19 protein-coding genes are annotated in these 26,338 nt (G+C 35.5%); 12 read left to right on the top strand and 7 right to left on the bottom strand.

Annotated features, from left to right (window positions below; genetic code table 11):
- Positions 1-1,127: 1,127 nt before the first annotated feature.
- The 4 genes from ACP6PM_RS34330 to ACP6PM_RS34315 all read right to left on the bottom strand — a co-directional run bounded on the left by ACP6PM_RS34330 (position 1,128) and on the right by ACP6PM_RS34315 (position 3,354).
- The gene (locus ACP6PM_RS34330) at positions 1,128-1,313 is read right to left on the bottom strand and encodes a hypothetical protein (protein WP_426591333.1); all 186 of its coding nucleotides are present in this window, start codon (positions 1,311-1,313) and stop codon (positions 1,128-1,130) included.
- A gap of 24 nt (positions 1,314-1,337) precedes the next feature.
- Positions 1,338-1,817: a BsuBI/PstI family type II restriction endonuclease gene (locus ACP6PM_RS34325; RefSeq protein ID WP_426591341.1), complete on the bottom strand. Its 480-nt coding sequence runs from the start codon at positions 1,815-1,817 to the stop codon at positions 1,338-1,340.
- Positions 1,818-2,070: 253 nt separating this feature from the next.
- Entirely contained in the window at positions 2,071-2,331 is a 261-nt protein-coding gene (locus tag ACP6PM_RS34320) for a hypothetical protein (protein WP_426591331.1), read from the bottom strand.
- Positions 2,332-2,340: 9 nt separating this feature from the next.
- Complete coding sequence (locus ACP6PM_RS34315; protein ID WP_426591330.1) at positions 2,341-3,354, bottom strand: DNA cytosine methyltransferase; 1,014 nt, start codon at positions 3,352-3,354, stop codon at positions 2,341-2,343.
- Positions 3,355-4,259: 905 nt separating this feature from the next.
- Between ACP6PM_RS34315 and nblD the strand changes: the two genes are divergently transcribed.
- The 7 genes from nblD to ctpC all read left to right on the top strand — a co-directional run bounded on the left by nblD (position 4,260) and on the right by ctpC (position 16,534).
- The gene (gene nblD, locus ACP6PM_RS34310) at positions 4,260-4,472 is read left to right on the top strand and encodes an NblD family protein (RefSeq protein WP_426591328.1); all 213 of its coding nucleotides are present in this window, start codon (positions 4,260-4,262) and stop codon (positions 4,470-4,472) included.
- A 340-nt stretch (positions 4,473-4,812) separates the two neighbouring features.
- Positions 4,813-5,592: a hypothetical protein gene (locus ACP6PM_RS34305; RefSeq protein ID WP_426591326.1), complete on the top strand. Its 780-nt coding sequence runs from the start codon at positions 4,813-4,815 to the stop codon at positions 5,590-5,592.
- A 1,936-nt stretch (positions 5,593-7,528) separates the two neighbouring features.
- Entirely contained in the window at positions 7,529-8,410 is an 882-nt protein-coding gene (locus ACP6PM_RS34300; RefSeq protein WP_426591325.1) for an alpha/beta fold hydrolase, read from the top strand.
- A gap of 37 nt (positions 8,411-8,447) precedes the next feature.
- Positions 8,448-9,839: a DUF2252 domain-containing protein gene (locus tag ACP6PM_RS34295; protein WP_426591324.1), complete on the top strand. Its 1,392-nt coding sequence runs from the start codon at positions 8,448-8,450 to the stop codon at positions 9,837-9,839.
- Positions 9,840-12,357: 2,518 nt separating this feature from the next.
- On the top strand, positions 12,358-13,578 hold the full coding sequence (gene ispG, locus ACP6PM_RS34290) for a (E)-4-hydroxy-3-methylbut-2-enyl-diphosphate synthase (protein ID WP_426591323.1): 1,221 nt from the start codon (positions 12,358-12,360) through the stop codon (positions 13,576-13,578).
- A 1,384-nt stretch (positions 13,579-14,962) separates the two neighbouring features.
- Positions 14,963-15,151, top strand: a complete 189-nt coding sequence (locus tag ACP6PM_RS34285) for a hypothetical protein (protein ID WP_426591322.1) — start codon at positions 14,963-14,965, stop codon at positions 15,149-15,151.
- A 93-nt stretch (positions 15,152-15,244) separates the two neighbouring features.
- Positions 15,245-16,534 carry a carboxyl-terminal processing protease CtpC gene (gene ctpC, locus ACP6PM_RS34280; RefSeq protein ID WP_426591321.1) on the top strand — a complete coding sequence of 430 codons (1,290 nt, stop codon included), beginning with the start codon at positions 15,245-15,247 and terminating at the stop codon, positions 16,532-16,534.
- Positions 16,535-16,673: 139 nt separating this feature from the next.
- Here the strand turns inward: ctpC and ACP6PM_RS34275 are convergent, their stop codons facing one another.
- Complete coding sequence (locus ACP6PM_RS34275) at positions 16,674-16,865, bottom strand: DDE transposase family protein (RefSeq protein ID WP_426591320.1); 192 nt, start codon at positions 16,863-16,865, stop codon at positions 16,674-16,676.
- An 85-nt stretch (positions 16,866-16,950) separates the two neighbouring features.
- On the opposite strand from ACP6PM_RS34275, the gene ACP6PM_RS34270 reads away from it, so the two are divergent.
- Positions 16,951-18,723 carry an iron uptake porin gene (locus tag ACP6PM_RS34270; protein WP_426591318.1) on the top strand — a complete coding sequence of 591 codons (1,773 nt, stop codon included), beginning with the start codon at positions 16,951-16,953 and terminating at the stop codon, positions 18,721-18,723.
- A 320-nt stretch (positions 18,724-19,043) separates the two neighbouring features.
- Positions 19,044-20,813, top strand: coding sequence for an iron uptake porin (locus tag ACP6PM_RS34265; protein WP_426591317.1), 1,770 nt, complete (start codon positions 19,044-19,046; stop codon positions 20,811-20,813).
- A gap of 92 nt (positions 20,814-20,905) precedes the next feature.
- On the opposite strand, the gene tnpA is transcribed toward ACP6PM_RS34265, so the two are convergent.
- Positions 20,906-21,289: an IS200/IS605 family transposase gene (tnpA, locus tag ACP6PM_RS34260; protein ID WP_426591316.1), complete on the bottom strand. Its 384-nt coding sequence runs from the start codon at positions 21,287-21,289 to the stop codon at positions 20,906-20,908.
- A gap of 220 nt (positions 21,290-21,509) precedes the next feature.
- On the opposite strand from tnpA, the gene ACP6PM_RS34255 reads away from it, so the two are divergent.
- The 3 genes from ACP6PM_RS34255 (at position 21,510) to ACP6PM_RS34245 (ending at position 25,099) form a co-directional block, all read left to right on the top strand.
- Positions 21,510-23,267 carry an iron uptake porin gene (locus ACP6PM_RS34255; protein ID WP_426591315.1) on the top strand — a complete coding sequence of 586 codons (1,758 nt, stop codon included), beginning with the start codon at positions 21,510-21,512 and terminating at the stop codon, positions 23,265-23,267.
- A gap of 11 nt (positions 23,268-23,278) precedes the next feature.
- Positions 23,279-24,145, top strand: a complete 867-nt coding sequence (locus ACP6PM_RS34250; protein ID WP_426591314.1) for an amino acid ABC transporter substrate-binding protein — start codon at positions 23,279-23,281, stop codon at positions 24,143-24,145.
- A 174-nt stretch (positions 24,146-24,319) separates the two neighbouring features.
- Positions 24,320-25,099, top strand: a complete 780-nt coding sequence (locus ACP6PM_RS34245; RefSeq protein ID WP_426591313.1) for a hypothetical protein — start codon at positions 24,320-24,322, stop codon at positions 25,097-25,099.
- A gap of 221 nt (positions 25,100-25,320) precedes the next feature.
- On the opposite strand, the gene ACP6PM_RS34240 is transcribed toward ACP6PM_RS34245, so the two are convergent.
- On the bottom strand, positions 25,321-26,325 hold the full coding sequence (locus ACP6PM_RS34240) for a glutathione S-transferase family protein (protein ID WP_426591312.1): 1,005 nt from the start codon (positions 26,323-26,325) through the stop codon (positions 25,321-25,323).
- Between the last annotated feature and the right edge of the window lie 13 nt (positions 26,326-26,338).

Raw genomic sequence — 26,338 nt, 5'->3', positions numbered from 1 at the left:
AATCGTTAGTGGTAAAAATATTACCAGGCAAAGTTTACTTGGTAGACTACTAGAGGGAAGTAAATATTTTCTGAAGTAGAGCGTTCGCGATAGCGTTGTGTCAGCAAATCGCCTTTGATCTTCCCTCGACTTTTAGCCAGTTTTCTGAGGAGATGAAAATTGCACTTCCATAATATAGATAGTCGAAAATTTGCCAGATAATTTTCCCAGATATTTGCTTTACCTAGAAGTAAGTAGATATTTTCTCAAATTGAGCAACTGCCTCTTGTATCCCTTCGACTATTTCCTAGTTTTCTGAAGATATAGAAATTCTACTCTAGATATATAGATACTCGAAAATTTGTCAGAGAATTTTCCAGAATATCTGCTTTACCTAGAAGTAAGTAGATATTTTCTCAAATTGAGCAAATGCCTCTTGTATCCCTTCGACTGTTTCCTAATTTTCTAAGGAGATGGAAATTTTACTTCCATCCATATATCCATATATAGGTAGTGGAAAATTTGTCAGAGACTTTTTCAGATATTTGCTTTAGCTAGAAGTAAGTAGATAATTTTCTGAAGTTGAGCGATCGCCTCTTGTATCCCTTCGACTTTTTACCAGTTTTCCTCAGCGATGAAAATTTTACTTTCATATATATAGGTAGGTGAAAGTTTGTCAGAGATTTTTCCAGAATATCTAGTCTATCTACAGGTTAAGTAGATATTTTTTGAAATTTTCATCCTGTGAAGCTCTAGTAAAGATATATGCTTGTTTTTCCCTCATCAAATCTTTCCATCCATCTCCTCAGTGGAAAACCATAAAGATTTTCATTCTCTTAAGCTCCAAAAAAATCGCGCCTCAAAGGATTTTCGGTTGCATCTCCACAAAAATTGTGATATTATAATTCCTATAATGGGCTTCTTGCCCCTACGCATGACTTTTTATTCAACAAGTTTCTTGGCTAAATATTATAATTACTTCAGCAAATTGCTTTCTAGTTTATCTGACTTATTCCATCTCTCAAAATATTAAAGCCATTCCAAAGCAGACAAATTTTTATAGGTAAGCCAAGAGTAATATCTCTCAACTTTCCTCTCTGTCTATCCCTACATAGATTTCTCTAATTTTCGGCTAATTAATTTCCTTTTTAATCTAGATTTTTAGCAGGCATCAAAAATGCAGTTATCAAAGCAATAGTACCCCCCAATAAACCCCAACCTAGCCAAATATTAAAATTCCCACCTCTGCTTTTTGCGACAAAAGCAGCAGCAGTACCAATAACACAATGTAAAATCATTAATATCCAGAATAATTGCCAGTTAATTTCATTCATAATTTTATTTCAAGTATTAGTTATTTAAGAATAAGGACCTAAAAATTTTTCACCGTCAAAATGAATTATATGGTCTGGTGCATCAACTATCCAAACTTCTGTTTCCCAAGCAATATCAGCAGCAAATTTGCGAAAAGTATGATGGTCTAGAAAAGCGGTGATAAAAATTATGTCAGCCTTACATTTTTCTGTCAATTTTTTCAGCTCTAATAAACGTACATTAGAAATTACACCTGAACTATGAACAGCTTCTATCAAATAAAGCCAATTTTTCTGCTGTGAGTAAGCTACTATATCGGGTAATTCACCATCAGATAATTCAAAAAAATTTAGTTCTGTCAGTTTAGTTTTTTGTAAATGTAAAAACTTCTTAGCCATATCGGCGACATATAAGACTTCTGCACCATAACCATATCTAGGTAAAAAACTTTCAATAATTGCTTTCTGTAATTCATTATGTTTGCCAGGGCTGAAATTTAAGACTTTACCAGAAGAAAATTTTATGGGAATTAAACTTATTTCTCGTTGACTAGAAAGTTGTTCTTCTAGAGTAACTTGATTAGATAAAAAAAATTCTACTTCTTCTTCCCAATTATCCGAACCAAAATTTTTAATTAAGTTTGCAAAATTATGACAAGGATAATAAGATTTCAGAGTTAATAACTAGAATAAAACAAATATCTATTAATATTAGTGAGTAGTTTTTAAACCTGTATCATAAAAAATATTTTTGTATAAAAGAATTTTAAATAGCTATCTATAAGGTACGAAAATGAATATTCGAGTACCTAATAATTTCTCTAGTTCTTAAAGCATGAGAATTATCAATTTTTGCCCATTCATTAGTTTTCTTAACGTTGGCTACAGCTAAAAAAGCCATAGCCATTCTTTCCAATCGTCTTTGAGTCATCCCCTCAAGAGGTACACCCAGTTTAGAAATAATATGCAAGGCTTCATTGATTAGCTTTTGCAGTTGTTTAGGTTTATCTGACTTAACATACTGGGGAATTTCAGACATTTTTATCTCTTAAAAAGGTAATGACAATTGTAAGGGAAGAATTTTTTGTGAAATTTCCTCTGGCGACAGTCTTTTACCTGATTCTAAATAACTCCTAATACTCCCTGCCAAATGAAAAGCAAATAAAGGAGGAACTGCATTTCCAATCTGATTAAAACAACTGGTTTCTTTTCCTACAAATTCAAACCAGTCAGGAAAACTTTGTAATCTTGCCGCTTCCCTTAACAACAACCGTCTTCTTCTCCCATCAGGCAATTTTATTCGGTGCATATCGCTAGTAGGAGCGGAAATATTTCGACAAGTTAAAGTTCTAGCAGGTTTGTCTAAATATAAATCGCGAGGTTGTTTACAACTAGAAGCTTTTTCATATTTTTCTACATATTTATCCATGCTTGGAGTCAGAAATTTTGACTCCGGAGGTGCGTCGAATGCCATTTCTCCTAATGCTTCTCCAACAGTTATTTTTTTATCTAAAACTTGAGGAAATTTAAACTCACTTTTATGCCCAACAACTATTACTCGTTGACGATTTTGAGGCACGCCAAAATCAACAGCATTTAACAATTTAACCTCAATAATATAACCCAAAGATTGAAGTGCTTGAGTAATTTCATCCAAATACCATTTATTCCGATAAAGCAACCCTCGTACATTTTCAAATAACCAAATTTCCGGCTTTAATCTTGCCACTGCATTAATAAAAATAGGAAAACCATCTCGCGAATCTTGTAAACCTTTTTGCTTTCCACCAACACTAAAAGGTTGACAAGGAGGACCGCCAATTATTACATTTCCAGGAGGTAATTCTGTTTCTGAAGTTAGAGTAATTTTAGTACAATTACCTTTTAAATTTTTATTATAAGTTGCACAAAAATCAGCATCTATTTCAAAACCATGAGTTGTAAAACCTTGGGCTTCAAAACCTAGAGATAAACCACCACATCCGGCAAATAAATCGATAACTGAATAATTAGCAAAAATAGCTGGTTTAAGTAAATTATTGATTTTATCTATATAGTTCATGTATGGAATTTACATTTTATTAAAGAAAAGGCAATAGAGAAAAGGTGTATTGAAACAGTTAACAGTTATCAGACATAGTAGTGGGGAATTCAAACTAACTAAAATCCGCACACCACTAATTTTAAAAATATAGTGAATATTCGGAAATTTGGGGATTGAAACAGTTAAAATTTAACTGATAATTCCTAATTTGATAGGTTTTATCTCTTTGTTTATTTTGCCAAAATTCTGCATATATCATCATATTTTATGTTTTTTTTTGTATAAAATAATCTAAAAAATCATGCTGATATTAGCTATAGCAATCCTAAATAGGTTGTAACAATTCAAAAACTAAAAATAAACTCTGAAACTCTTGCCCGTTCCCTATTCCCTATTCCCTAATTACAAAAAAGTTACAATATTTTTGACACGAATAAAATAGGATTGCTATATATAAACGCATCAAAATCTTTAGAGAAAATAGCTAACAAAATGGAAATAGCAAAATAACTTTATAGCGTTTCTCAATCTTTGTGAGGTACAATAGTTTTTTTTATTTTCTGTTGCCTGTAAAAGTTTTCCATAAAAACTCTAATTTTAGAACTAATACCAAATTCATGGATAGATAGTTACACTAAAATTCTCTGCCAAACTATGAAGATATTTGTGTTTCTCCTAATACATACCACCTACTACCTAGCAAGATTGTATGAAATTAGCATAACTCCCGATCAAAATGAGTATATCTCTAGATTGTTATGATTTTTATGTCCAACCACTTCTTTAAAATTTGAGATTTCTTTAACAATCTAAAATGCGCTTCCCTAAAATCTCACATTTGCGCTTAGACAAGATTTGCAAAATTGAGGAAAAAACGCTATATACTTAGAAGTTCATTGAGCCTTAAACAATAAATAATCACCATGTCAGAAAATCAGCAAGAGATTTGCCCAGTGTGTCAAGTCAAAATCGTGGGTGGAGATAAGGTATTATTTTCTTCTGGACCACCTGGTACTAGAGCCAAGCTATGGGCTCGTGTCTGTCAATATGTCCAGAAACATGGTTGTATAAATCAAGAACCAGATGCAGTTGGAAATGTGGAACCCGAAGATTACTATAATCCTGATATTTCCTAGTATCATTTCATCTTTACTTCTAACTCTTTTGCTTCTGGGGAAATAGGTCAAACTAACAAAAATTTTAATTTTAACATATTCATGGTAGGGATAAAATATCTTAATAGATAAAGTCCTGAGTTTTTTATAGGTTTAAGCAACCTTAACCTTTGATTTTTTGTTTTTGACTTCTGAGTTCCATTTTGGTGCGAAAAAGTAGTGGTATTTTGGATTTTTGTTGCATGAGTTTAGTTATGATATTAAATGGCTTCAGAAAATAGATACTCAATATTGTTCTTAATATGATGCCCTATATATTTTTTTAAATAGTGCTGATTTAATCATACAGTGAAATTAAATAATGAATCAGACTCTAGCGTTTATAGTAGGATGTATTCTAACGGGGGTCTTAATTGTCCTCTTACTTATGGGTTGGATTGTTTTTGGCAAGTCATCTCCTGATGAGCAGATGAAATTGTCAATACCATCTCCTTCACCCTCAGTAACATTTTCTTCTCCTCCTAAAGTTTCTCCTCTAGTAACTCCCCTACCTCAGCCACTACCATTAACACCCCCACCTATTTCAGTTCCTTCTGCTCCTGACTTCAAGGATTATAAGTTGGAACAACAAATTAGAAATCAATCTGAACAACAACGTTCAGCTTACGACCAACTGAAAACTCAACTACAACAGCAATTACTAGATACACGACAGTTGAAAACTCAGTTAGAACAACAGTGGGGAGAAATACAACAACTCAGACTCCAACAAGATCAACTAAGGCTGGAAAATGACAGACTATTGGTTCAAGTCCAACAGCAAGAACGTTTGATTTCTGGCTTAAGTCTACAGCAAGGTATAGATAATTATAATAAAAGGTCGTCAAATAGTTCTGCAAGTTATTTAGAAAAAGGTTTACTATGGTTTATTGGTGGAATAATCCTAGCTATTTTAGTTTTAGGTGGTGGCATTATTTTAATCGGGATAATTATTTTATTTGCCCAGCCTCAACGACGAGCTTCTTACAGTAGTAAGACTACGACCCAAAATATTAATGTTCCTTGGGAGTATACAATTTATGAGCAGGAGCCAACTAAATTTTTACCTCCTTATATTGATAGGAATAAACGGATGAAATAATCAAATGAAGTTGTGATTATTTGATGAATTATAAAATATCATACATACATAAATATATAGGTTAGGTTGCTATAATATCCAGTTTATAGAATATTTTATATAAGACATTCTTGCTTGCTACCCAATATTTTCCCCTTTTCTAGCAAATTAATTTTAATAGCTGTTTAAAACAATTTTTATGGGTAATAACATAGCTATAAAAATTATGTTAAATTGCTTAAATATCAAACCATTCATTTATGTTATACACAATCTCAGAAATTTTGCTCAGTAACTGCTGTAAATTAAATTTCCCAGAAAGAGGGAAGAAGACTGTATTTAGCAATAAAAAATAGATATAGCGTTTCTCAAGGAGCGTGAGGTACAGTTGTTTGTTTTATTTTCTTTGTTGGTGTGCGTTCCGCAAGTGAGCTGTCGTCGTTGCGGGGTCGCACCGCTATTCCCTGCTTCCGAAATTACCGAAAAATTAAGGTTTAAAGCCTCTCTTTCAAGGAGAAAAAAGCGGTCGTTTGCGGAGCAGTCCGTTAGGATGGGATGGAGAGGTCTCCTCGCCATATCCAATCGACCAAGAAAACAAAAAAATTCCTTTTAACCAATCCTCTTCTTTTAAAGAAGAGGTAATTATTAATTATTAGACATCTCCGGTAATCAAAAATCAAATCAATTATCCCGCATAAATCATCAATTATTTCTTCCTACTCCCTATTCCCTACTCCCTCTTTTCCGGATATCTCTATATAATAATTAATAATTAATTATTGAATACCCCCTACTCCCTAAAACCAAGGAATGTGCGTACCTCACCAGCATAGAAAATGATATATAGAGATAGGGATTATCATATTTAATGAGGTACAGCATTTTTTTCTATTCCCTATTACCTTCACTATTCTCCATTCCCTAAAATCCAAAACCTGCGTATTTCACCAAGGAGAAGAATTGCTATGTAGCAATCAACTAAGTGCCTAGACAAAATTAATTACCTAATTTTATTCCCTATGATTTTTACAATCTAGGCTTTTTAGTATTATAATATCTTTAATATATTGTGCATAACTACTTTATTAGGGTAAGCATTCAGCTATTAGCATTCAGCATTTCCTACCGAATGCGCTAGCATTCAGCTTTTGAACGTAATAACTTACCTGTACTTTGAGATTTTTTACACCGAAAATAGCTTCAAACCTAGTATTAGCAAGGGAAATACCTCACCGTGCTAAAAATAGCTAAAACCTAGATATATCAAGAAAACAGTTAATTCTAGATTAAAACATTACTGTATAAACTTTTGAACTGATTTTTAACCTATTTTTTTCCAAAGTCCAGTTACTAAGGTTAGCTGATGAACTTTTTTTCCTTCGGAATGCTGCGCAAATATAAGTTTGAATTCTCCTTAGAGACTAATTCTTCCTTTGGTCTGATAATGAGCTAATAACTTATAGCTGTTTTCGGCTTTTGCCTACATAAAACGCTATGCGACATGAAAAAGGTAGTTACCGAAAAATTTTGGTTTAAAGCCTCCCCTTGGATAGGGGATAATAAATAAAAATTTTCATGATTAGTCAATCCTATCCGTTTTCAAGGAGGGGTAATTATTAATTATTCATTAGACTTCTTGCAGAAGTCAGGGAATAGGGAATAGGGAATAGGCAATAGGGAGATGAAATTGTTGATTTTAGATCTTGAATTGATATAATTAAAACTTTTGCAAGAGGTCTATTATTAATTATTAATTATTAATTCTTGAAGACCTAGGAAGCTATCTGACGACTGAATGCTTACTTATCGGCAGAAAAGTAGTTACTACCAAATTAATCTTGAATTTAATTATAAATAGAAAGGGATTCAATCCACCAAAAATATATTCCCATTTCCTATTTTCTTCTTCCTTTGAGTATAGCAAGTTAAAATTTAAGCGATTATTTCGGAGGTATCAATGTCAATCAAAGAGAATCTTTTTCCAAGCAATTTTATCCTAGCAAATGGTATTAATCTCCATTATGTTACTCAAGGCTATGGCCCATTAATGTTAATGTTACATGGATTTCCTGGATTTTGGTATTCTTGGAAACATCAAATCCCTGAATTTGCTCAAAATTATAAAGTAGTTGCCCTAGATTTGAGAGGGTACAATGAAAGTGATAAACCTGAAAAAAAATCTGCTTATATCATGGCAGAATTTATCAAAGATATAGAGGGAGTAATTAAAGGATTAGGTTATGAAAATTGTGTTTTAGTAGGACATGATTGGGGTGGAGCAATAGCTTGGTGTTTTACTTATGCACATCCAGAAATGGTCGAAAAATTAATTGTAATGAATATTCCTCATCCTGCAAAATTTATGGAAGGATTAGGTACTCCAGAGCAACTTTTAAGAAGTTGGTATATATTTTTCTTTCAATTGCCTTTTTTACCTGAATTGATGTTTGAATTTGATGATTATCAGGCTATTGCTTCAGCATTTAAAAATATGTCGATTAATAAATCTGCCTTTACTGACGTTGACTTAGAAGCATATAAAGATGCAGCAGCTAAACGAGGAGCTTTAACTGCAATGATTAATTATTATCGTAATATTTTTCCTGGTTTTTTTAATCGGCAAGAGTGGGGAGTGCTACGAATTCCTACTTTAATGATTTGGGGAAAAAATGATACTGCTTTAGGAACAGAATTAACTTATGGTACGGAAGAATATGTGGAGAGTTTTCAACTTCGTTATATTCCTAACTGTAACCATTGGGTACAACAAGAACAACCTGAATTAGTGAATCAATATATGCGAGAATTTTTAAGTAATAATGATGAATCAGTTGAATAAAATTTTCCGAACTGGGTTGATAGTAATAATTTTAATTTTGACAATAAATGTTTTTTTTGTATTTAACCAAACTTTAGCTCAATCTATTAATAATAGTCAGCGGACTCAAAAAGTTTTGGAGTCTATTGAATTAGATACAGACTTAATTTTATCAGGTGCTAATCCCCAGAAACGCCAAGATTTAAAAGCTGAAAAATATGCTCGAATGTCTCGATCGTCATTTAAATTTTATCGAGCAACAAATTCTTTATTTTGGCAAGACTTTGTGCATGATAGTAGACTTAGTAAATTTGGTAATGCTAAAACAAAAACTTGGATTTTAGGTGATTGTCACGTTGATAATTTTGGCGCTTATAATAACGATAAAGGAGAAATTATTTTTGACCTAAATGACTTTGATGAGTCAATAATTGCTGATTATCAATATGATTTGTGGCGTTTAGCAACCAGTATTATTTTAGTGGCTGAAGATAATTATATTATCTCTAAATCTGACCAGAAAGAAATCATTGATAGCTTCAGTGAAAGCTATCTAGATGCCCTAGAATCTTATGTAGGTAATGATGATGAGACTCAGATATATTTTACTGAAAAAAATACCAGTGGAGAGGTGAAAAAGACTATAGAAAAAGCTGCTGAAAAAACACGACAAGGAATGTTATATAAGTGGACTAAAATTGTAGAAGAGAAACGATTATTTGACTTTGAAAATGAAGATTTAGGGATAGCATCTGATGCCAAAAAAGTTATTGAATCAGAAATGCTAGTTTATGGTGAAACCCTTTCTGGAAATCTAAGTTATGACTCAAAATATTTTAAAGTTAAAGATGTAGCTCAAAGATTAAATGCTGGATTAGGGTCATTAGGAACGCCACGTTATTACTTGTTAATAGAAGGAGAAACTGATGATTTAGATGATGACCATATTCTCGATATTAAACGTCAGTATCAACCTCCTGCTTATGAATTATTTAGCTTATATGATCGCTTAAATTATGACAGTATATTTGATAATACTGCCCAACGTCATGCCAAAGCTTATAAAGCTTTAATTAAACACGCTGATGATTTTTTAGGATGGATGGAACTTGTGGATAATAATCCTGCTGATGGAGATTTTTCTGGTGATTATTCTGTCCGAGAAATATCTCCTTATAAAAAGTCTCTTAAAACTAAAAGATTAAAGGATAAAGATAGTTTTATAGAAGTTGCTCAACAATGGGGAAAAATTCTGGCAACTGACCATGCTAGAGCAGATAAGGATTTTGATCAAAAATTAGTTCCTAATTCCTTAGAAAAACAAGTGACAAAAATCACCGATGGTAAGCATAAGAAATTTCGAGAATTAGTCGATGAAGTAGCTTTTCAATATGCGGAGCAAGTCAAAATTGATTATAGTAATTTTGTAGGTTTTGTAAATAGATATTAGTAGGAAGGAGGAAGGCTTTAGTTATCTAGGAGAGAAGGAGTAAATGCAGTCGAAACAAAGATTAGAAAATTTATAAATACTGAAACTCACTTAGAGATTACTTTTTACCGAATAATTATTAATTATTAATTAAATAATTCAGCTTTATTAGCCTCCCCTTTCAAGGGGAAAAAGCGGTCGGAAAGCGGAGCATGACCTTAGGATGGGATGGCGAGGAAACCTCGGCATATCCAATCTCCCCTCGAGAAAAGAAATAATATTTCTTTATATTCAATTTCCGTAGGGTTAAAACCCGAGGTAATTATCCACTATCCATTATCCATTATCCATTAATGAATTTTGCCTTTTGAATTCCCCGTAGCGCTATATTTCTTTTTTTTCTGTCTTCTTTCGAGTAAAGTATCTAGCTATTAAACTGAATATAGTTACAATATGATTGCAAGTGTATCTAAAATTATGAAAATATTTAAGTAGTCGTGCCAAATAAAATTCTTAGTTGAAAAAGGCAATAGACAATAGGCAATAATAGATTAACAAGATGTTTAATTAGGGTTTGCTGAATTAAAGATAGAATCCTGATGTATCATCAGTTTAAGTGGTGCTAAACCTGGAAAAAAGTGCTAAAGATTATGCAATTAATATTCATAAAGTTGAGATTTTCCGAGTCAGGTCAGGGAAAAATGCAGAAAAATTAACAACTGTAACTATTGCCTATTGCCTATTCCCCATTCCCCATTTCTTTCCTTTTTACCTATATAGTTATCAGTAAGCTTTCTAGTTTTTAATAAATAACAAATGCTCCCTGACTATAAAATCTAGCTCCTAAACACTTCAAAAACTTTTCTTCTCTTCTGCCTTCCTTCCTGCAAAGTGTAATACCAAATTCAGGCATATAGCAATCCTAAATAGGTTGTGACAAATCAAAAAGTAAATAAAAAAACTGAAACTCTTACCTTTTCCCTGTTTAATGTTCCCTATTCCCTAAAAAGCAGTAAAACTTTTGACACGAATAAAATAGGATTGCTATAGGTAGTTACAGTAAGTTGCTATAGGTAGTTACAGTAAAATGATGACAAAAGTGTTAGTAAATTTACTGCCGACGTAGAGGGTAAAAATCAAATTATTTCTTGGTGACAAAAAACAAATTTTTATAGTTATAAAACTATTTTTAGTCAATCGTGGAACAGTTGTACTCTCAAAAAAAATAAATATTATGAATTCTTACCGACTGAGTTACCCTCCAGGGAAAGGTTAGGGGTGGATTGACTCCTAAAAACAGAGCTAATGTAGCAATATTTGATTAAATTGGTATCAGTATTCAATCCAATTATAGCACTACAAAAAAGTATGAAAAAATTGATAAAATTAAAATCATTTATAGCCAATAGTTTTGACTTCAGCTAATAGCTGAATGCTATCCAGCAACAACCTTCCGAATCGTCCCCCCTACTTCTTATACCGTTTCACGGAAGTTATAAGTCAAAAGTCAAAAGTCATACATTATGATTTTATAAGCTTAAAACTTTGATGCTACAGTAATTTTAGGAAATTATTTAACTTTTAAAGTTAAAAACTATTTGTGACATCTTTAAAGTGAATTGGTATTAGCTTTATAGAAGCCATTTAGTATCTCCAAAAAAGAGGGAATAGGGAGAAGTAATTGATAATTTATGGGCAATAAGTGATTGAATTTAGAATTTTGGGAGAAGTCTAATACCAGTTTGATAAATGTTTACTACAATTTCTGGAGTAGGGGAGTAGGGGAGTAGGGGAGAAGTAAATATAAGAATAATTAATACTAACTGGTAAAAAAAATATAAAAGTTATTTACTTGTGTTAATTATTTAATAATTGAAGTTTCACTCAAGCATAGCATTCTTTTTTCACGCTTGGTATAATACACGCCATCTACCCACACTCCCCACACTCCCCACACTCCCCACCCCCCCATTTAAGCACACAATATAGATACCAAATGGGTTCTATAAAGCGCAGCATCCGCTTTTTTGTAGTAGCTAATATCTGGGTTACTCACCCGTCACAGATACTATTTCTCACAAACATTCATCAATTTGGGATTTTAATAGATGAGATTATCAAAAAAATTGGGTCATTTACCCCGCCTTGATCGGCGAAATGTTTTTGGAGAGTTGCTCACCCATCCCCGTTACAAAAACAACTTCTGAGTTCTGAGTTCTGAGTTCTGACTTCGTTAAACTGGCACACATCTAGCTACAACCAGGGTATCTGGCCATTAGCCAAGCGATCGCTACCTTGTCCAAATTGAGAAACCAAATTCAAAATCCAAAAATCATCTTATAAATAACTTGTATTTAGGAAATAATAGCCATAAATTATTGTCAGTTAAAGTTTTCAGCCCATATAATCAAAATTATTGACTTTTGACTTTTGAGTTTTGACTTTCGTGAAAGAGTATAAGTGACAATTATATGGCAACCTGAAAGATAGAAAACAATAGACTACTAAGCCGTTCGCTACAGAAAAATAACGATATATTATGCAAACCCTAGCAAACCCAACTAAAACTCCTATAAAGCAATCAGCCTTTGACACGACTATCCATCGGCGAAAAACCCGTTCTGTCAAAGTAGGTGACATAACCATCGGTGGTGGCAATCCAGTCGTTGTCCAGTCAATGATCAATGAAGATACCCTTGACATTGACGGTTCCGTAGCTGCTATTCGACGTTTACATGAAATAGGTTGCGAAATTGTCCGTGTTACTGTTCCTAGTATGGCCCATGCTAAATCTCTGGCAGATATCAAACAGAAATTAGCAGAAACCTACAAACCTGTACCACTGGTTGCCGACGTTCATCATAACGGCATGAAAATAGCCCTGGAAGTGGCAAAACACGTTGATAAAGTCCGAATTAATCCTGGTTTATATGTATTTGAAAAGCCACAAACTGGCAGAAATGAATATACCCAAGCAGAATTTGAAGAAATAGGTAATAAAATTCGCCAAACCCTAGAACCTCTGGTAGTCTCCCTCAGAGACCAGAATAAAGCCATGCGCATTGGAGTTAATCATGGTTCCCTAGCGGAAAGGATGCTATTTACTTATGGGGACACTCCAGAAGGTATGGTAGAGTCTGCCCTAGAATTTCTCAAAATTTGTGAATCTTTAGACTACTATAATCTAGTAATTTCTCTGAAAGCTTCACGGGTGCCAGTAATGCTCGCTGCTTATCGGTTGATGGTCAAGCGGATGGATGAACTAGGTATGGCCTACCCCCTACATTTGGGTGTGACGGAAGCGGGGGATGGAGAGTATGGTCGAATTAAGTCTACTGCTGGTATTGCCACACTTTTAGCAGAAGGAATAGGCGATACAATTCGCGTATCTTTAACTGAAGCACCCGAAAAAGAGATTCCAGTTTGTTATGGTATTCTCCAAGCCTTGGGTCTGCGGAAAACAATGGTAGAGTATGTAGCTTGTCCCTCCTGTGGTCGTACTTTATTCAATCTTGAGGATGTTCTGCATCAAGTGCGGGAAGCAACAAAACACCTGACAGGATTGGATATTGCTGTTATGGGTTGTATTGTTAATGGTCCAGGAGAAATGGCTGATGCAGATTATGGTTATGTAGGCAAGCAAGCTGGTTATATCTCATTATATCGTGGGCGGGAAGAAATTAAGAAAGTCCCCGAATCTCAAGGAGTGGAAGAATTAATTAATTTAATTAAAGCTGATGGCCGTTGGGTTGAACCCTAGTTTATAATTGAGATGTTTATGGTGGGAGTGTATTTTTACTGCACTCCTAAATTAATTATCTAATAGATTAAGCTAAACTTTTATTCCTATCAGTTATCCGAAATCTAAATCGGTTAGTTTGGATACAGATAACATGACAATTTATTAGTTTGATTGAATCAGATAAAAGGTTGTAATTGATATTTTGATATTTATATAGCAATCCGCGCATAGGTTGCAGGTAATCAAAAAGTAAATAAAAAAACTGAAACTCTTACCTGTTCCCTGTTAAGTGTTCCCTGTTTCCTGAAAAGCAGTAAGATTTTTGACATGAATAAAATAGGATTACTATAGTGACTTCGATATCATTTTCATTATTAAGAATTAGGGTTGGTTCAAGAAAGGGTTTGTTAAATGAAAATTCAATCCTTTATTTACTATAGTTGGAAACTGTATGTCTTAACCTACCGATATTAAATATTCTATATCCTATATCCTATATCTCTTAATCTTTAGTTTGATCGAGAGTCTCTAAATATAAATAAGCAGGGAAACAAAATTAATTACACATTTTAGAGGATAAAACCTTGGCTATATAGGCATTATTTGTATAAATAATTCTGTGTAGGTGCTTAGTTAGTTTAGATAGTTAAAAAAATATTCAATAACTTGAAAAACAAATCATAATTTTAGATACCTAAAACAAAGTTGAAAACAACTAAACCAAATTAAGATAATCAGGATAGGAAAAAAATCAACTCACGACTCACACAGAAACCGGGCGATTCGAGGAAATTTCACACCCATAGCAGAAAACAATAATTAGGGCAATAAACCTAGTTTCTTGTTTGGGTCGTAAGTCCTGAAATTGTCAAATTTCTATCCCCTAATATTTATCAATAGATTATTAGAATAGAAATTTGACTTGAAACTTACCGAAAAGGGTGAATCTGGGTAATAGTTATATATGCTAAATTGAATATAGCTATTGATGTAGTAATTATTGTTTGACATACCCCCGACCTTGCACTTACCGAAAAATTAAGGTATAAAGCCTCTCCATTAATGGAGAAAAAGCGGTCGTTATTGGATATAGCTATTGATGTAGTAATTATTGTTTGACATACCCCCGACCTTGCACTTACCGAAAAATTAAGGTATAAAGCCTCTCCATTAATGGAGAAAAAGCGGTCGAGGGATGGCGAGGTCTCCTCGCCATATCCAATCGACCAAGACAGCGGTCGGAAAGCGGAGCAGTCCGTAGGATGGGATGGCGAGGTCTCCTCGCCATATCCAATCGACCAAGAAAAGAAAAAAATTCCTTTTAGCCCAATCCTCTTCTTTATAATAATTGTTAATTATTAATTTTTGAAGGGACAACACGGGATTATTCAGCCTGAAAAATTTGGCCGCTGTTTATACAGAGGTGATGTCCTCCGTCTGTGTTGATAATAATATATATATATCATATTCTGGCTTTCATCCCAATGCTGAATTGAAAATTACAGCGCCGGACTTCGCGCCAGAAAAGTTAAATAGGCAATCAGCAATAGCACAGCCAGCAGTCAGCAGTAAACGTTTAGAAGGGGATTAACCCATCCTAGAACTTTCCGGTTTATAGAAACCGGAGATTTAAACCCAGAGCTGCTAAAAGCTAATAGCTAGTTAAATTCATTCAACAAACAAAATGGTTATAGCAAAACGTGGTCTTATCCTTGGTGCAACAGCATTAATGTTAACAGGCGTCACTGTGATTGGCGCTGGTATTCATCTTTCTTCTCAAGCATCATTAAATAATAACAATCCTAAAGAATTAATCGACCAAGTTTGGCAGATTATTGATAAAACTTATGTAGATGGTACTTTCAATCAGATAGACTGGAAAGCGACTCGCAGTGAGTATCTCGATCAAACTTATACCAGTGACGAACAAGCTTATGATGCAATTCGGGAAATGCTAGAAAAGCTAGGCGATCCTTACACTCGCTTCATGGACCCCGAAGAGTTTAAAAATATGCAAATAGACACTTCTGGGGAACTAACAGGTGTAGGTATTCAGCTAACCCAAGACCAGGATACAAAAAAATTGGTAGTAATTTCACCAATAGAAGATACTCCAGCTTTTGATGCAGGTATTCAAGCTAAAGATATTATTACCAAAATTGACGGTCAAAGCACTGAGGGAATGGATATTAATCAGGCAGTAAGTCTGATTCGCGGTCCAATTGGTAGTCAAGTAACTTTAACTATTAAACGAGAAAATCAGGAAATAGAGTTTCCTATTGTTCGGGCAAAAATTGAAATTCATCCTGTTAAGTATTCTCAGAAAGAAAGTTCTCTTGGTCAAGTTGGTTATATCCGCTTAAACCAATTTAGTGCGAATGCTGCTGGTGAGATGCGAGAGGCAATAGATGATTTGGAAACTCAAAATGTATCAGGCTATATTCTAGATTTACGTTCTAATCCTGGTGGATTGCTATATGCTAGTATCGAAATTGCTAGGATGTGGCTCGATCGCGGAGATATAGTTTCTACGGTAAATCGCAATGGTGTCACCGATCGCCAGAAAGCTAATAATAGGTCTTTGACAGATAAGCCATTAGTTATTATGGTAGATGGAGGATCTGCAAGTGCGAGTGAGATTCTTTCCGGTGCGCTGCAAGATAATAACCGAGCTACATTAGTAGGTACTAAGACTTTTGGTAAAGGGTTAGTGCAGTCAGTACGCGGTGTTGGCAAAGGTGCAGGGTTAGCGGTGACGATCGCTAAATACTTTACTCCTAGTGGTCGTGATATTAACCATGAGGGAATTGTACCAGATGTGGAAATATCTTTGACAGATGCACAAAAAGAAACTTTGCGAAAAAATCGTGACCAAATAGGTACTATTGACGATCCTCAATACGCAAAAGCATTAGATATCTTGACTCAAGAAATTGCTGGTGTGCAAAACAAGAAAGCTCAGTTTGGTAACTAGAGGACTGGGGAAGTAGGGGAGTAGGGGAGTCAGGGAGTAATTTTTTTGCCCTTGTCTGCCCAAAATTCTAACTTTTTTAGCTTTTTAGACCTAATAATAAGGTAAAAATTTAACTTCTGACTTCTGACTTCTGACTTCGTTAATGTGGTTTACACTTGCCACTTCTAATTAATCCTACACGACGGGCGATCGCTTCCTCAACAGAATTAAATGGACCCCATGTTTCTACAATATTGGGGTCTTTTTTTTGTTCCACCTCTTCAGCAGCTAAAATTTCACAGGTTTCCTCTGGTTTCTTGATTATATAGAATTTTGGTGACGAGTCGCTCATAAAACTTAATATTCAAGATAGTTTCCTTTGCGTATTAAAATCATAATGCTTTTCGTACCGCCAATAAAATTATCAAACTCAAAACATGGGATGTAAACATTATGTTCTAATATTTCCCCTAGTTTTAGGAATAGGATTTGTTTTATCTATTGCTCCCAGCAGTAAAGCTCAGAAGCAACTATCAAATAAAACTATTGACCAAACTGCCCAGATTTTAGAAAAAATACAGGAGTACAACTCACTCAACCAACCTCCGCCCAAATCTCAACCACTTGCCAACTCGAACCAGGAAACCACAACCACACTCAAGGAGCAAACTAACGATACTTTAGGACAAATAGAACAATATAATCAACTCAACCAACCTTCCGAAATATCTCCCCCATTAGAAAGAGTTAACTCTGTCAATCAACTGAGTGACGTTCTCCCTACAGATTGGGCCTACAGTGCCCTCCAAGGATTAGCAGAACGTTATGGTTGTCTATTAGCCTCCCCAAATGCTACATTTAGTGGCAATAGAGCCATCAGTCGATATGAATTTGCAGCAAATCTGAACGAATGTTTACAAGTTATTCAAAGTCTGATAGAAGAATTCGATGAGGGCTATATTTCCCAAGAAGACTTAGCAAAAAGCCAACGATTACAAGCAGATTTTGCCATAGAAATAGCCGATCTTAAGTCCCGCCTCAATGCCTTGGAAACTAGGACAGACATTCTGGAAGCTAATCAGTTTTCTACCACAACTTTGCTCAAAGGGGAAGTAATCTTAGCTCTATATGATGTTTTCAGTAGTGATGATGAAGAACAAGCAACTGTGACTACTGAAAACATTCAGACAGCTTTTGGCCATGCCGTAACCTTAAACTTTGATACTAGCTTTACAGGACAAGACTTCCTCAGAACTAGACTTAGAACAGGAAGGTTACCAGGAGTTAGTGGAGGTACACAAACAAATACGACCTTGTTTAACTTCGGTTTTGACACCAATGAGCAAGTAAGATTAACCGAAGTCTATTATATTTTTCCCCTCAATGGCAAGATGAGTCTTTATGTTGGAGCTGCTGGACTTGATTTTGATTTGATGGCTCGTGCCCTTAATCCTAAACTGGTCAGTGGTACAAAAGGTTCTCTTGCTCTATTTCCAGCTTACAACCCTACCATATATATTCAAGTAGGTGGTGCTGGTTTAGGTTATAGTTATCAAATTAACGATAACTTGAGATTAGACTTAGCCTATCTTGGAGGCGCTCCTGGTGGTGGTACGGGTAGAGTGAACGACCCGAGAGAGGGTGGTGGAATTTTTAATGGTACCTACAGTGGTTATGCTCAGTTTACTGGCTCACTCAACCAAGATTTGGATGTTTCTTTTGCTTATGTAAAAGCATATTATACAGCAGATTTAGTTAATTTAGCAGGTTTTACAGGTAGCAAAAATGCTCAACAACCTTTTGGTAAAGTAGCAACTTCAGCAGACCATTTTGGATTCCAAAGTAGCTATCGATGGGCACAGTTTACTATTGCTGGTTGGGTTGGTTATAGCAATGCTGAAGCAGAAGCAGGCGATCGCGAAGGAGATGAAGCAGATATTTGGCATTGGGCATTAACGTTAGCAGTAGATGACTTGCTATTTGAAAATGGAATGTTAGGTTTTTCTGTTGGTCAACAGCCAAAACTGACACATATTGACAATGGTGAAGATGACCCAGACACCTCTATACAATTTCAACTTTTCTACGATTATCAGATTACAAATAATATCAATATTACCAATGGTTTTTTTGTCGAGACAAAACCGGAGCATGATGATAGAAATGAGCCTCTTTGGGTAATTATTACGAGAACTACTTGGAGATTCTAAAAATTAAAACTAGCAAAAATGAACAAGTCGCTGAGGAGTCAGGAGTCAGGAGTCAGGAGTCAGGAGTCATAAGAAATAAAGGATTATGGAGCATGAATTTTTCAATTCGTATTCAATAGAACATTAGACATCTCCAGAAAAGAGGGAACAGGGAACACTTAACAGGGAACAGGGGGGAGTAATTGATAATTTATGGATAAGAATTGATTTTATTTTTCATTTTTGGAGATGTCTATTAGAAGAAAAGTTTTAATAGCGTCATTTGCGTATTAGAATCGTAATGCCTTTTTTAGCATCAATAAAATTATCAAATTAAAAATATGGGACGTAAACTTTATGATGTTGTAATTTTTCCCTTAGTTCTAGGAATGGGATTTGTTTTATCTATTGCTCCCAGCAGTAAAGCTCAGAAGCAACATGCAAAAAAAGATATTGACCAAACTGCCCAAATTTTAGAAAAAATAGAGGAGTACAACTCACTCAACCAACCTCCGCCCAAATCTCAACCACTTGCCAACTCGAACCAGGAAACCACAACCACACTCAAGGAGCAAACTAACGATACTTTAGGACAAATAGAACAATATAATCAACTCAACCAACCTTCCGAAATATCTCCCCCATTAGAAAGAGTTAACTCTGTCAATCAACTGAGTGACGTTCTCCCTACAGATTGGGCCTACAGTGCCCTCCAAGGATTAGCAGAACGTTATGGTTGTCTATTAGCCTCCCCAAATGCTACATTTAGTGGCAATAGAGCCATCAGTCGATATGAATTTGCAGCAAATCTGAACGAATGTTTACAAGTTATTCAAAGTTTGATAGAAGAATTCGATGAAGGTTATATTTCCCAAGAAGACTTAGCAAAAAGCCAACGATTACAAGAAGATTTTGCCATAGAAATAGCCGACCTTAAGTCCCGCCTCAATGCCTTGGAAACAAGGACAGACATTCTAGAAGCTAATCAGTTTTCTACCACAACTTTGCTAAAAGGGCAAGTCACTATGGCCCTGTATGACGCTTTCGGTAATGATGGTGAAGACGGTGCTACAGTAAGTGCTGATGACGTCCAGACAGCTTTTGGCCATGCCGTAACATTGAACTTCGATACCAGTTTTACAGGTCTAGACTTCCTGAGAACTAGGTTAAGAGTAGGAGATTTACCAGGATTGAATACAGAGACAGCTCATACTTTCTTAAACGCAGGTTCTCCACCTGACGACGTAGCACGACTCACAGAAGTATACTATATTTTTCCTCTCAACACGAAAATGAGTCTTTATATTGGAGCTGCTGGACTTGACTTTGATTTGATGGCTCCTGCACTTAATCCTAGACTAATTAGTGGTAATACAGGAAGTCTTGCCTTGTATCCAGCTTATAACCCCACCATCTACATTCAAGTAGGAGGCGCTGGTTTGGGTTATAGTTATCAAATTAACGAAAATTTTAGGTTAGATATTGCTTATCTCGGAGGGGGTCCTGGTGGTGGTACAGGAAGAGTAAACGATCCAAGAGAGGGTGGTGGAATTTTTAACGGTACAAATAGTGCTTATGCTCAGTTAACAGTCTCACCAAACCTAAATTTTGATTTTTCTTTTGCTTATGTAAGATCATATTATACAGCAGATTTAGTTAATGTATCAGGCTTTACAGGTAGTAGAAATGCTCAACGACCTTTTGGCAGAGTAGCAACTTCAGCAGACCATTTTGGATTCCAAACTAGCTATCGCTGGGCACCGTTTACTATTTCTGGTTGGGTTGGTTATAGTAATGCTGAAGCTGAAGCAGGCGATCGCGAAGGGGATGAAGCAGATATTTGGCATTGGGCAGTGACAGTAGCTATAGATGACTTAGTATTTGAAAATGGAATGTTAGGTCTTTCCGTTGGTCAGCAACCAAAAGTAACAGATATTGATGGTGGAGAAGATGATCCAGATACTTCTATACAATTTCAAATTTTCTACAATTATAGAATTTCAAATAATATAGATATAACATCCGGTTTTTTTGTTGAAACTGAACCAGAGCATGACGACCGAAATGACCCAATTACAGTATTTGTAACTCGAGCTACTTGGAGATTCTAATGTTAAAACTAACAATTATGAACAAGAAACTATATATTCTGATTATTTCATGGCTAGTATTTTTACCAGTAAATTGGGTTTAAAGCCTCCCCCTAAAAGGGGGACTTTCCTCCTTGAATGAACTTTTTCAGAGTTTCAAGTGCTGCGCCTCCAACTGAAGCCACAAAATATGAAGGACTCCAAAGCGCGGTTTTGTGAGGCTTCTGATATCCTGCTGCTCCATATAATCTACTGGAAACACTTTTAAGATGATTAACTATTTGAGATATAGACAATTTGGGTGGGTATTCAATAGCTGCATGAACATGATTGGCTTCCCCATTAAACTCTAATATCTTGAAGTTCATCTTCTTAGCTACAGTTTCAAACGAATCCTTGATTAATTTTAATCCTTCTGCTGTAAATACACTTTTCCTATATTTAGTCACAGATACCAAATGTACTTTTAAGTCTAACACGCCAGAGGAAATAATCATTAAAAAAAAATTTGGTAGTGGTGCATAGTAATGGTAGAGAGAGTGTAGGGAGTTTGGGAGGTGTGGGAGGTGTGGGGAGTTTGGGAGGTGTGGAAAGAAATTAAAAAATATATATCTTCACCATTACTATACAGGACAACCAAAAATTTTTAATAGCGTCATTTGCGTATTAGAATCGTAATGCCTTTTTTAGCATCAATAAAATTATCAAATTAAAAATATGGGACGTAAACTTTATGATGTTGTAATTCTTCCCTTAGTTCTAGGAATAGGATTTGTTTTATCTATTGTTCCCAGCAGTAAAGCTCAAAAGCAACTATCAAATAAAACTATTGACCAAACTGCCCAGATTTTAGAAAAAATACAGGAGTACAACTCACTCAACCAACCTCCGCCCAAATCTCAACCACTTGCCAACTCGAACCAGGAAACCACAACCACACTCAAGGAGCAAACTAACGATACTTTAGGACAAATAGAACAATATAATCAACTCAACCAACCTTCCGAAATATCTCCCCCATTAGAAAGAGTTAACTCTGTCAATCAACTGAGTGACGTTCTCCCTACAGATTGGGCCTACAGTGCCCTCCAAGGATTAGCAGAACGTTATGGTTGTCTATTAGCCTCCCCAAATGCTACATTTAGTGGCAATAGAGCCATCAGTCGATATGAATTTGCAGCAAATCTGAACGAATGTTTACAAGTTATTCAAAGTCTGATAGAAGAATTCGATGAGGGCTATATTTCCCAAGAAGACTTAGCAAAAAGCCAACGATTACAAGCAGATTTTGCCATAGAAATAGCCGATCTTAAGTCCCGCCTCAATGCCTTGGAAACTAGGACAGACATTCTGGAAGCTAATCAGTTTTCTACCACAACTTTGCTCAAAGGCAGAGTAAACATGATTCTGTCTGACGCCTTTGGTGATGATGGTGGAGAAGATACTATCTTGAGTGCCGCTGATACCCAAACAGCCTTTGGGTATAGATTCGCTCTCAACTTTGATACAAGTTTTACAGGCAGAGACTTCCTCAGAACTGCTCTAAGAGCTGGAGACCAAGTAGGAATAAATACAGGTACTCCTATACCCTTTAGTGTAAATTTAGACTCTTCACGGAAAGATGTAGCGCGACTAACACAAGCATACTATATTTTTCCCCTCAACAATGAAATGAGTATTTATATAGGACCTACTGGACTAAACTTCGATTTGATGACTCCTTCTCTTAATCCTAAACTAATTAGTGGTACCACAGGTACTCTCGCTCGATTTCCAGTTTACAACCCCACCATATACAGGCAAGTAGGGAGTGCTGGTTTGGGTTATAGTTATCAAATTAACCCGAATTTTAGGTTGGATGTAGCTTATCTTGCGAGTAGTAGAACAGTGAACAATCCCAGAGAAGGTGGTGGACTTTTTAACGGTACCAATAGCACTTACGCTCAGTTAACAATCTCACCAAACCTATATTTTGATTTTTCTTTTGCTTATGTCAGAGCATATTATACGGCAGATTTAGTTAATGTAACAGGTTCTACAGGGAGTCGCAATGCTCGACGACCTTTTGGCAGAGTGGCAACTTCAGCAGACCATTTTGGATTCCAAACTAGCTATCGCTGGGCGCCGTTTACTATTTCAGGTTGGGTTGGTTATAGCAATGCTGAAGCAGAAGCAGGCGATCGTGAAGGAGATGAAGCGGATATTTGGAATTGGGCAGTGACGGTAGCTATAGATGACTTAGTGTTTAAAAATGGAAGTTTAGGTTTTTCGGTTGGTCAACAGCCAAAATTGACTGATATTGACAATGGTGAAGATGACCCAGACACTTCTATACAACTTCAACTTTTCTACAATTATCGAATTTCTAATAATATAGATGTAACGTCTGGTTTTTTTGTTGAAACTAAACCGGAACATGACGAGAGAAATGACTCTATTTGGGTATTTGTGACTCGAAGCACTTTGAGATTTTAATTTTAAAATATATGAACAAGAAACTGAAAATTATTATTGCTTCATCCCTAGCATTCCTGGGGACTATTTTCCCGGCAAAAATAAGTCACGCACAAACAGAGGAAACTATCATTAGAAGAGAGTTGATCTTCGTAGGAATTAGAGAAGATGCCTATTGGTTTGGCTCCAGGAACGAGGACGGAAAACGGACAGGATATTGTAGAGATATTGCTTATGCTTTAGCTGAACGTCTCAGCGCCAATCAACTCGATCCTATCAGGGTAAGGTTTGTGACATCAACTGTCCAAAGTCGTTGGGATATGGTAACAAGTGGTAGGGTAGATTTAGAATGTGGTCCTAATACTATTAGTGCTGAACGTGAAGAAAAATATGGTGTGAATTTTTCTGCGCCTTTTTTTATCACAGCAACACAAGTTTTAGCTCAAAGAGGTAGGAAAGAAGAAGATGTGAATGCAGGTAATGCTATGGTTGGCGTAATTAGGAATACTAGCACTGAAATGGATCTAAAAAGCACTTATCCTGAAGAACAAATTGAGAATAAATTTTTAACTGAACAGCAAGGTGTTAAAGCTTTGTTGGATGGTGAAATTAGTGGTTTTGCTAGTGATGGAACTCTGTTGTTAGGTATAGCGGAGACAATGAACTTTGATATGGAAAAAGATTACACTTTTATTACTATCAATCAGGAAAATGGTCGTCCATTTTGTGCGGGTTATGGGTTCATACTTCCTGGAGGAGAAGAAAATTCTAGTTGGCAAAGGTATGTTAATGACTTTCTTGCTAACAATAAAAAAGCTCAAAGAATTCAAAGAAAATGGTTGGTGGATGACTTAAGTGAAAATAGTCAAATGCTTTATGATGCTTGTACTCAGGAATAGGGGATTTAGAATTCAGAATTTAGAATTTAGAATTTAGAAAATTGATTAGGGTGTGTTAATTAACAGGAATTTTTTCTATTGGTTGCATAGAAGTCAAAACCTTAGACAAAGAGATTAATAGAGGGAAAAAATAAAACCCCTCTATGTCAACTTTGTGTTTTTGACCGAATAATTATGACTACAATCAAACAAATATTGATGGGTATTGCGGTAGCAACTTCCGTGTGTGTATTACCCAATCATTCAGTTAATGCAGCATCTCTGATTAACTTTGAACCTCTAGATGGTAAACTTCCTGATGGAAGTGTGGCTATAGATAATATGGCAATTACAAATCAGTTTTCATCCTTGGGTGTAACTTTTGGTATTGACCGTAATTTGGATGGTTTACCCGATGCCGGACTTTTCCCAAGGTTGGAGGCGGTTGGCTATTCAGATCCTGTACCAGCTTTTGAATCAATAAAGGGAGGAGTATATGATATAGCTGCTCCTGGTTTTGAGAATAGGTTAGGTAGTTTTTTCCTACGAGGAGTTGGCTCACTAACCAAAGGTGAATCTCTTCTAATTTCTTACACTTCTCCAACAAATGCTGCATCGGCTGAAATTTGGGATATTGATGGTCATCCAGTAATAGGAGCTGAACAATGGGAAGTTCAAGCACTAGGATCTGATTTATCTGTGATTGATTCTATTGTCAGTCCTGCTGGTACTACTTTTGCCTTAGATGGTTCTCCTTGGCTTTGGTCTTTTGACCGCCCAGAAAAAGATATTTATGCTATTCGCGTAAACTATACGGGAGATACAAGAAATGTTGGACTTGCATTTGATAATTTTTCTCCACTGGCAGTAGAAGGTTCTGAACCCGAACCTAAGACCTCAGTTCCCGAAGCAACTTCTGCAATAGGTTTATTAATATTTGGTACTTTTGCTTATCGTTTGAGGAAAGCCAAATAATATCAAACCCCTAAATTTAGTAGGGGCGATTCGCGAATCGCCCCTACTGGCGGTAGAATAAATATTCTAGCATTTCTCTGTTTAAGGAAAAAAGAAAGAGTACAAAGTTTCTATCTTAACATCTGTCTTTTTCCTTCTTTCCTATTCACTTAGATCGTAAGAATTCAGAGATTAATAGCTGAACCCTTACCTTAAATTAGACCTCTCCAAAAATGCCAATTCTAGAAGGGCGCGGTAATAGTTTCAGAATCTTTTCCGGAGATGTCTATTGATGCGCGGTTATGAGGAGAATCTAAATCTATCTCTGGCCCAACTGGCACAATTTTAGTAGGATTAACCTTAGGATGACTCATGTAATAATGCCGTTTAATATGGTCAAAATTACAAGTTTCTTTTACCCCTGGATGTTGATAAATATCTTTCAGATAATTCCCCAGATTTGGATATTCCCAAATATGGCGTAAATTACACTTGAAATGAACATAATAAACCGGATCGAAACGAACCAAAGTAGTAAACAAACAAATATCAGCTTCAGTTAAGCGATCGCCACACAAATAACGTTGTTTTGACAAGACATCTTCCCAATAATCTAAAGCTGCAAATAAATCTTTTACCCCTTCTTCATAAGCTAACTGAGAACTAGCAAAACCTGCTCGATAAACACCATTATTAATAGGTTGGTAAATCTTATCAATAGTTTCTTCAATGTTATCGTACAAATCTTCAGGACATAAATTTACATCATTTTTAGTAATGCCATTAAACTCAGTATCAAACATCCGAATAATTTCACGAGATTCATTATTAACTATTGTACCTGTTTGTTTATCCCAAAGTACAGGTACAGTCACCCTACCACTATAATTTGAGTCTGCCTGAAGATAAAGTTGCCAAAGATAACTATTATTATTAACAGTATCAGGAATAGAGCCTGGTTCATTAGTAAATTCCCAACTATTTTGGTCAATTACAGCACCTACAACCGACAAACCAATAGCATCTTCCAACCCCTTAAGTTTCCGCATAATAGCAGTTCGATGTGCCCAAGGACAAGCCCAAGAAATGTATAGATGATAACGTCCTGCTTCTGCCTTAAAGTCACTAGAACCATCTGCTGTAATTTTATTCCGAAAAGTGGTTTGAGGGCGAATAAATCTACCTTGAGAATCTTCTTGTTCCCGTTCAGAGACCCACTTACCATCAATTAAAATACCTAAGCCCATTATTACCCCCTAA

It is taken from the genome of Dapis brunnea BLCC-M229 (assembly GCF_050015995.1).
Classification (GTDB): Bacteria; Cyanobacteriota; Cyanobacteriia; order Cyanobacteriales; family Microcoleaceae; genus Trichodesmium.
This window is presented reverse-complemented; position numbering and strand designations above follow the sequence as displayed.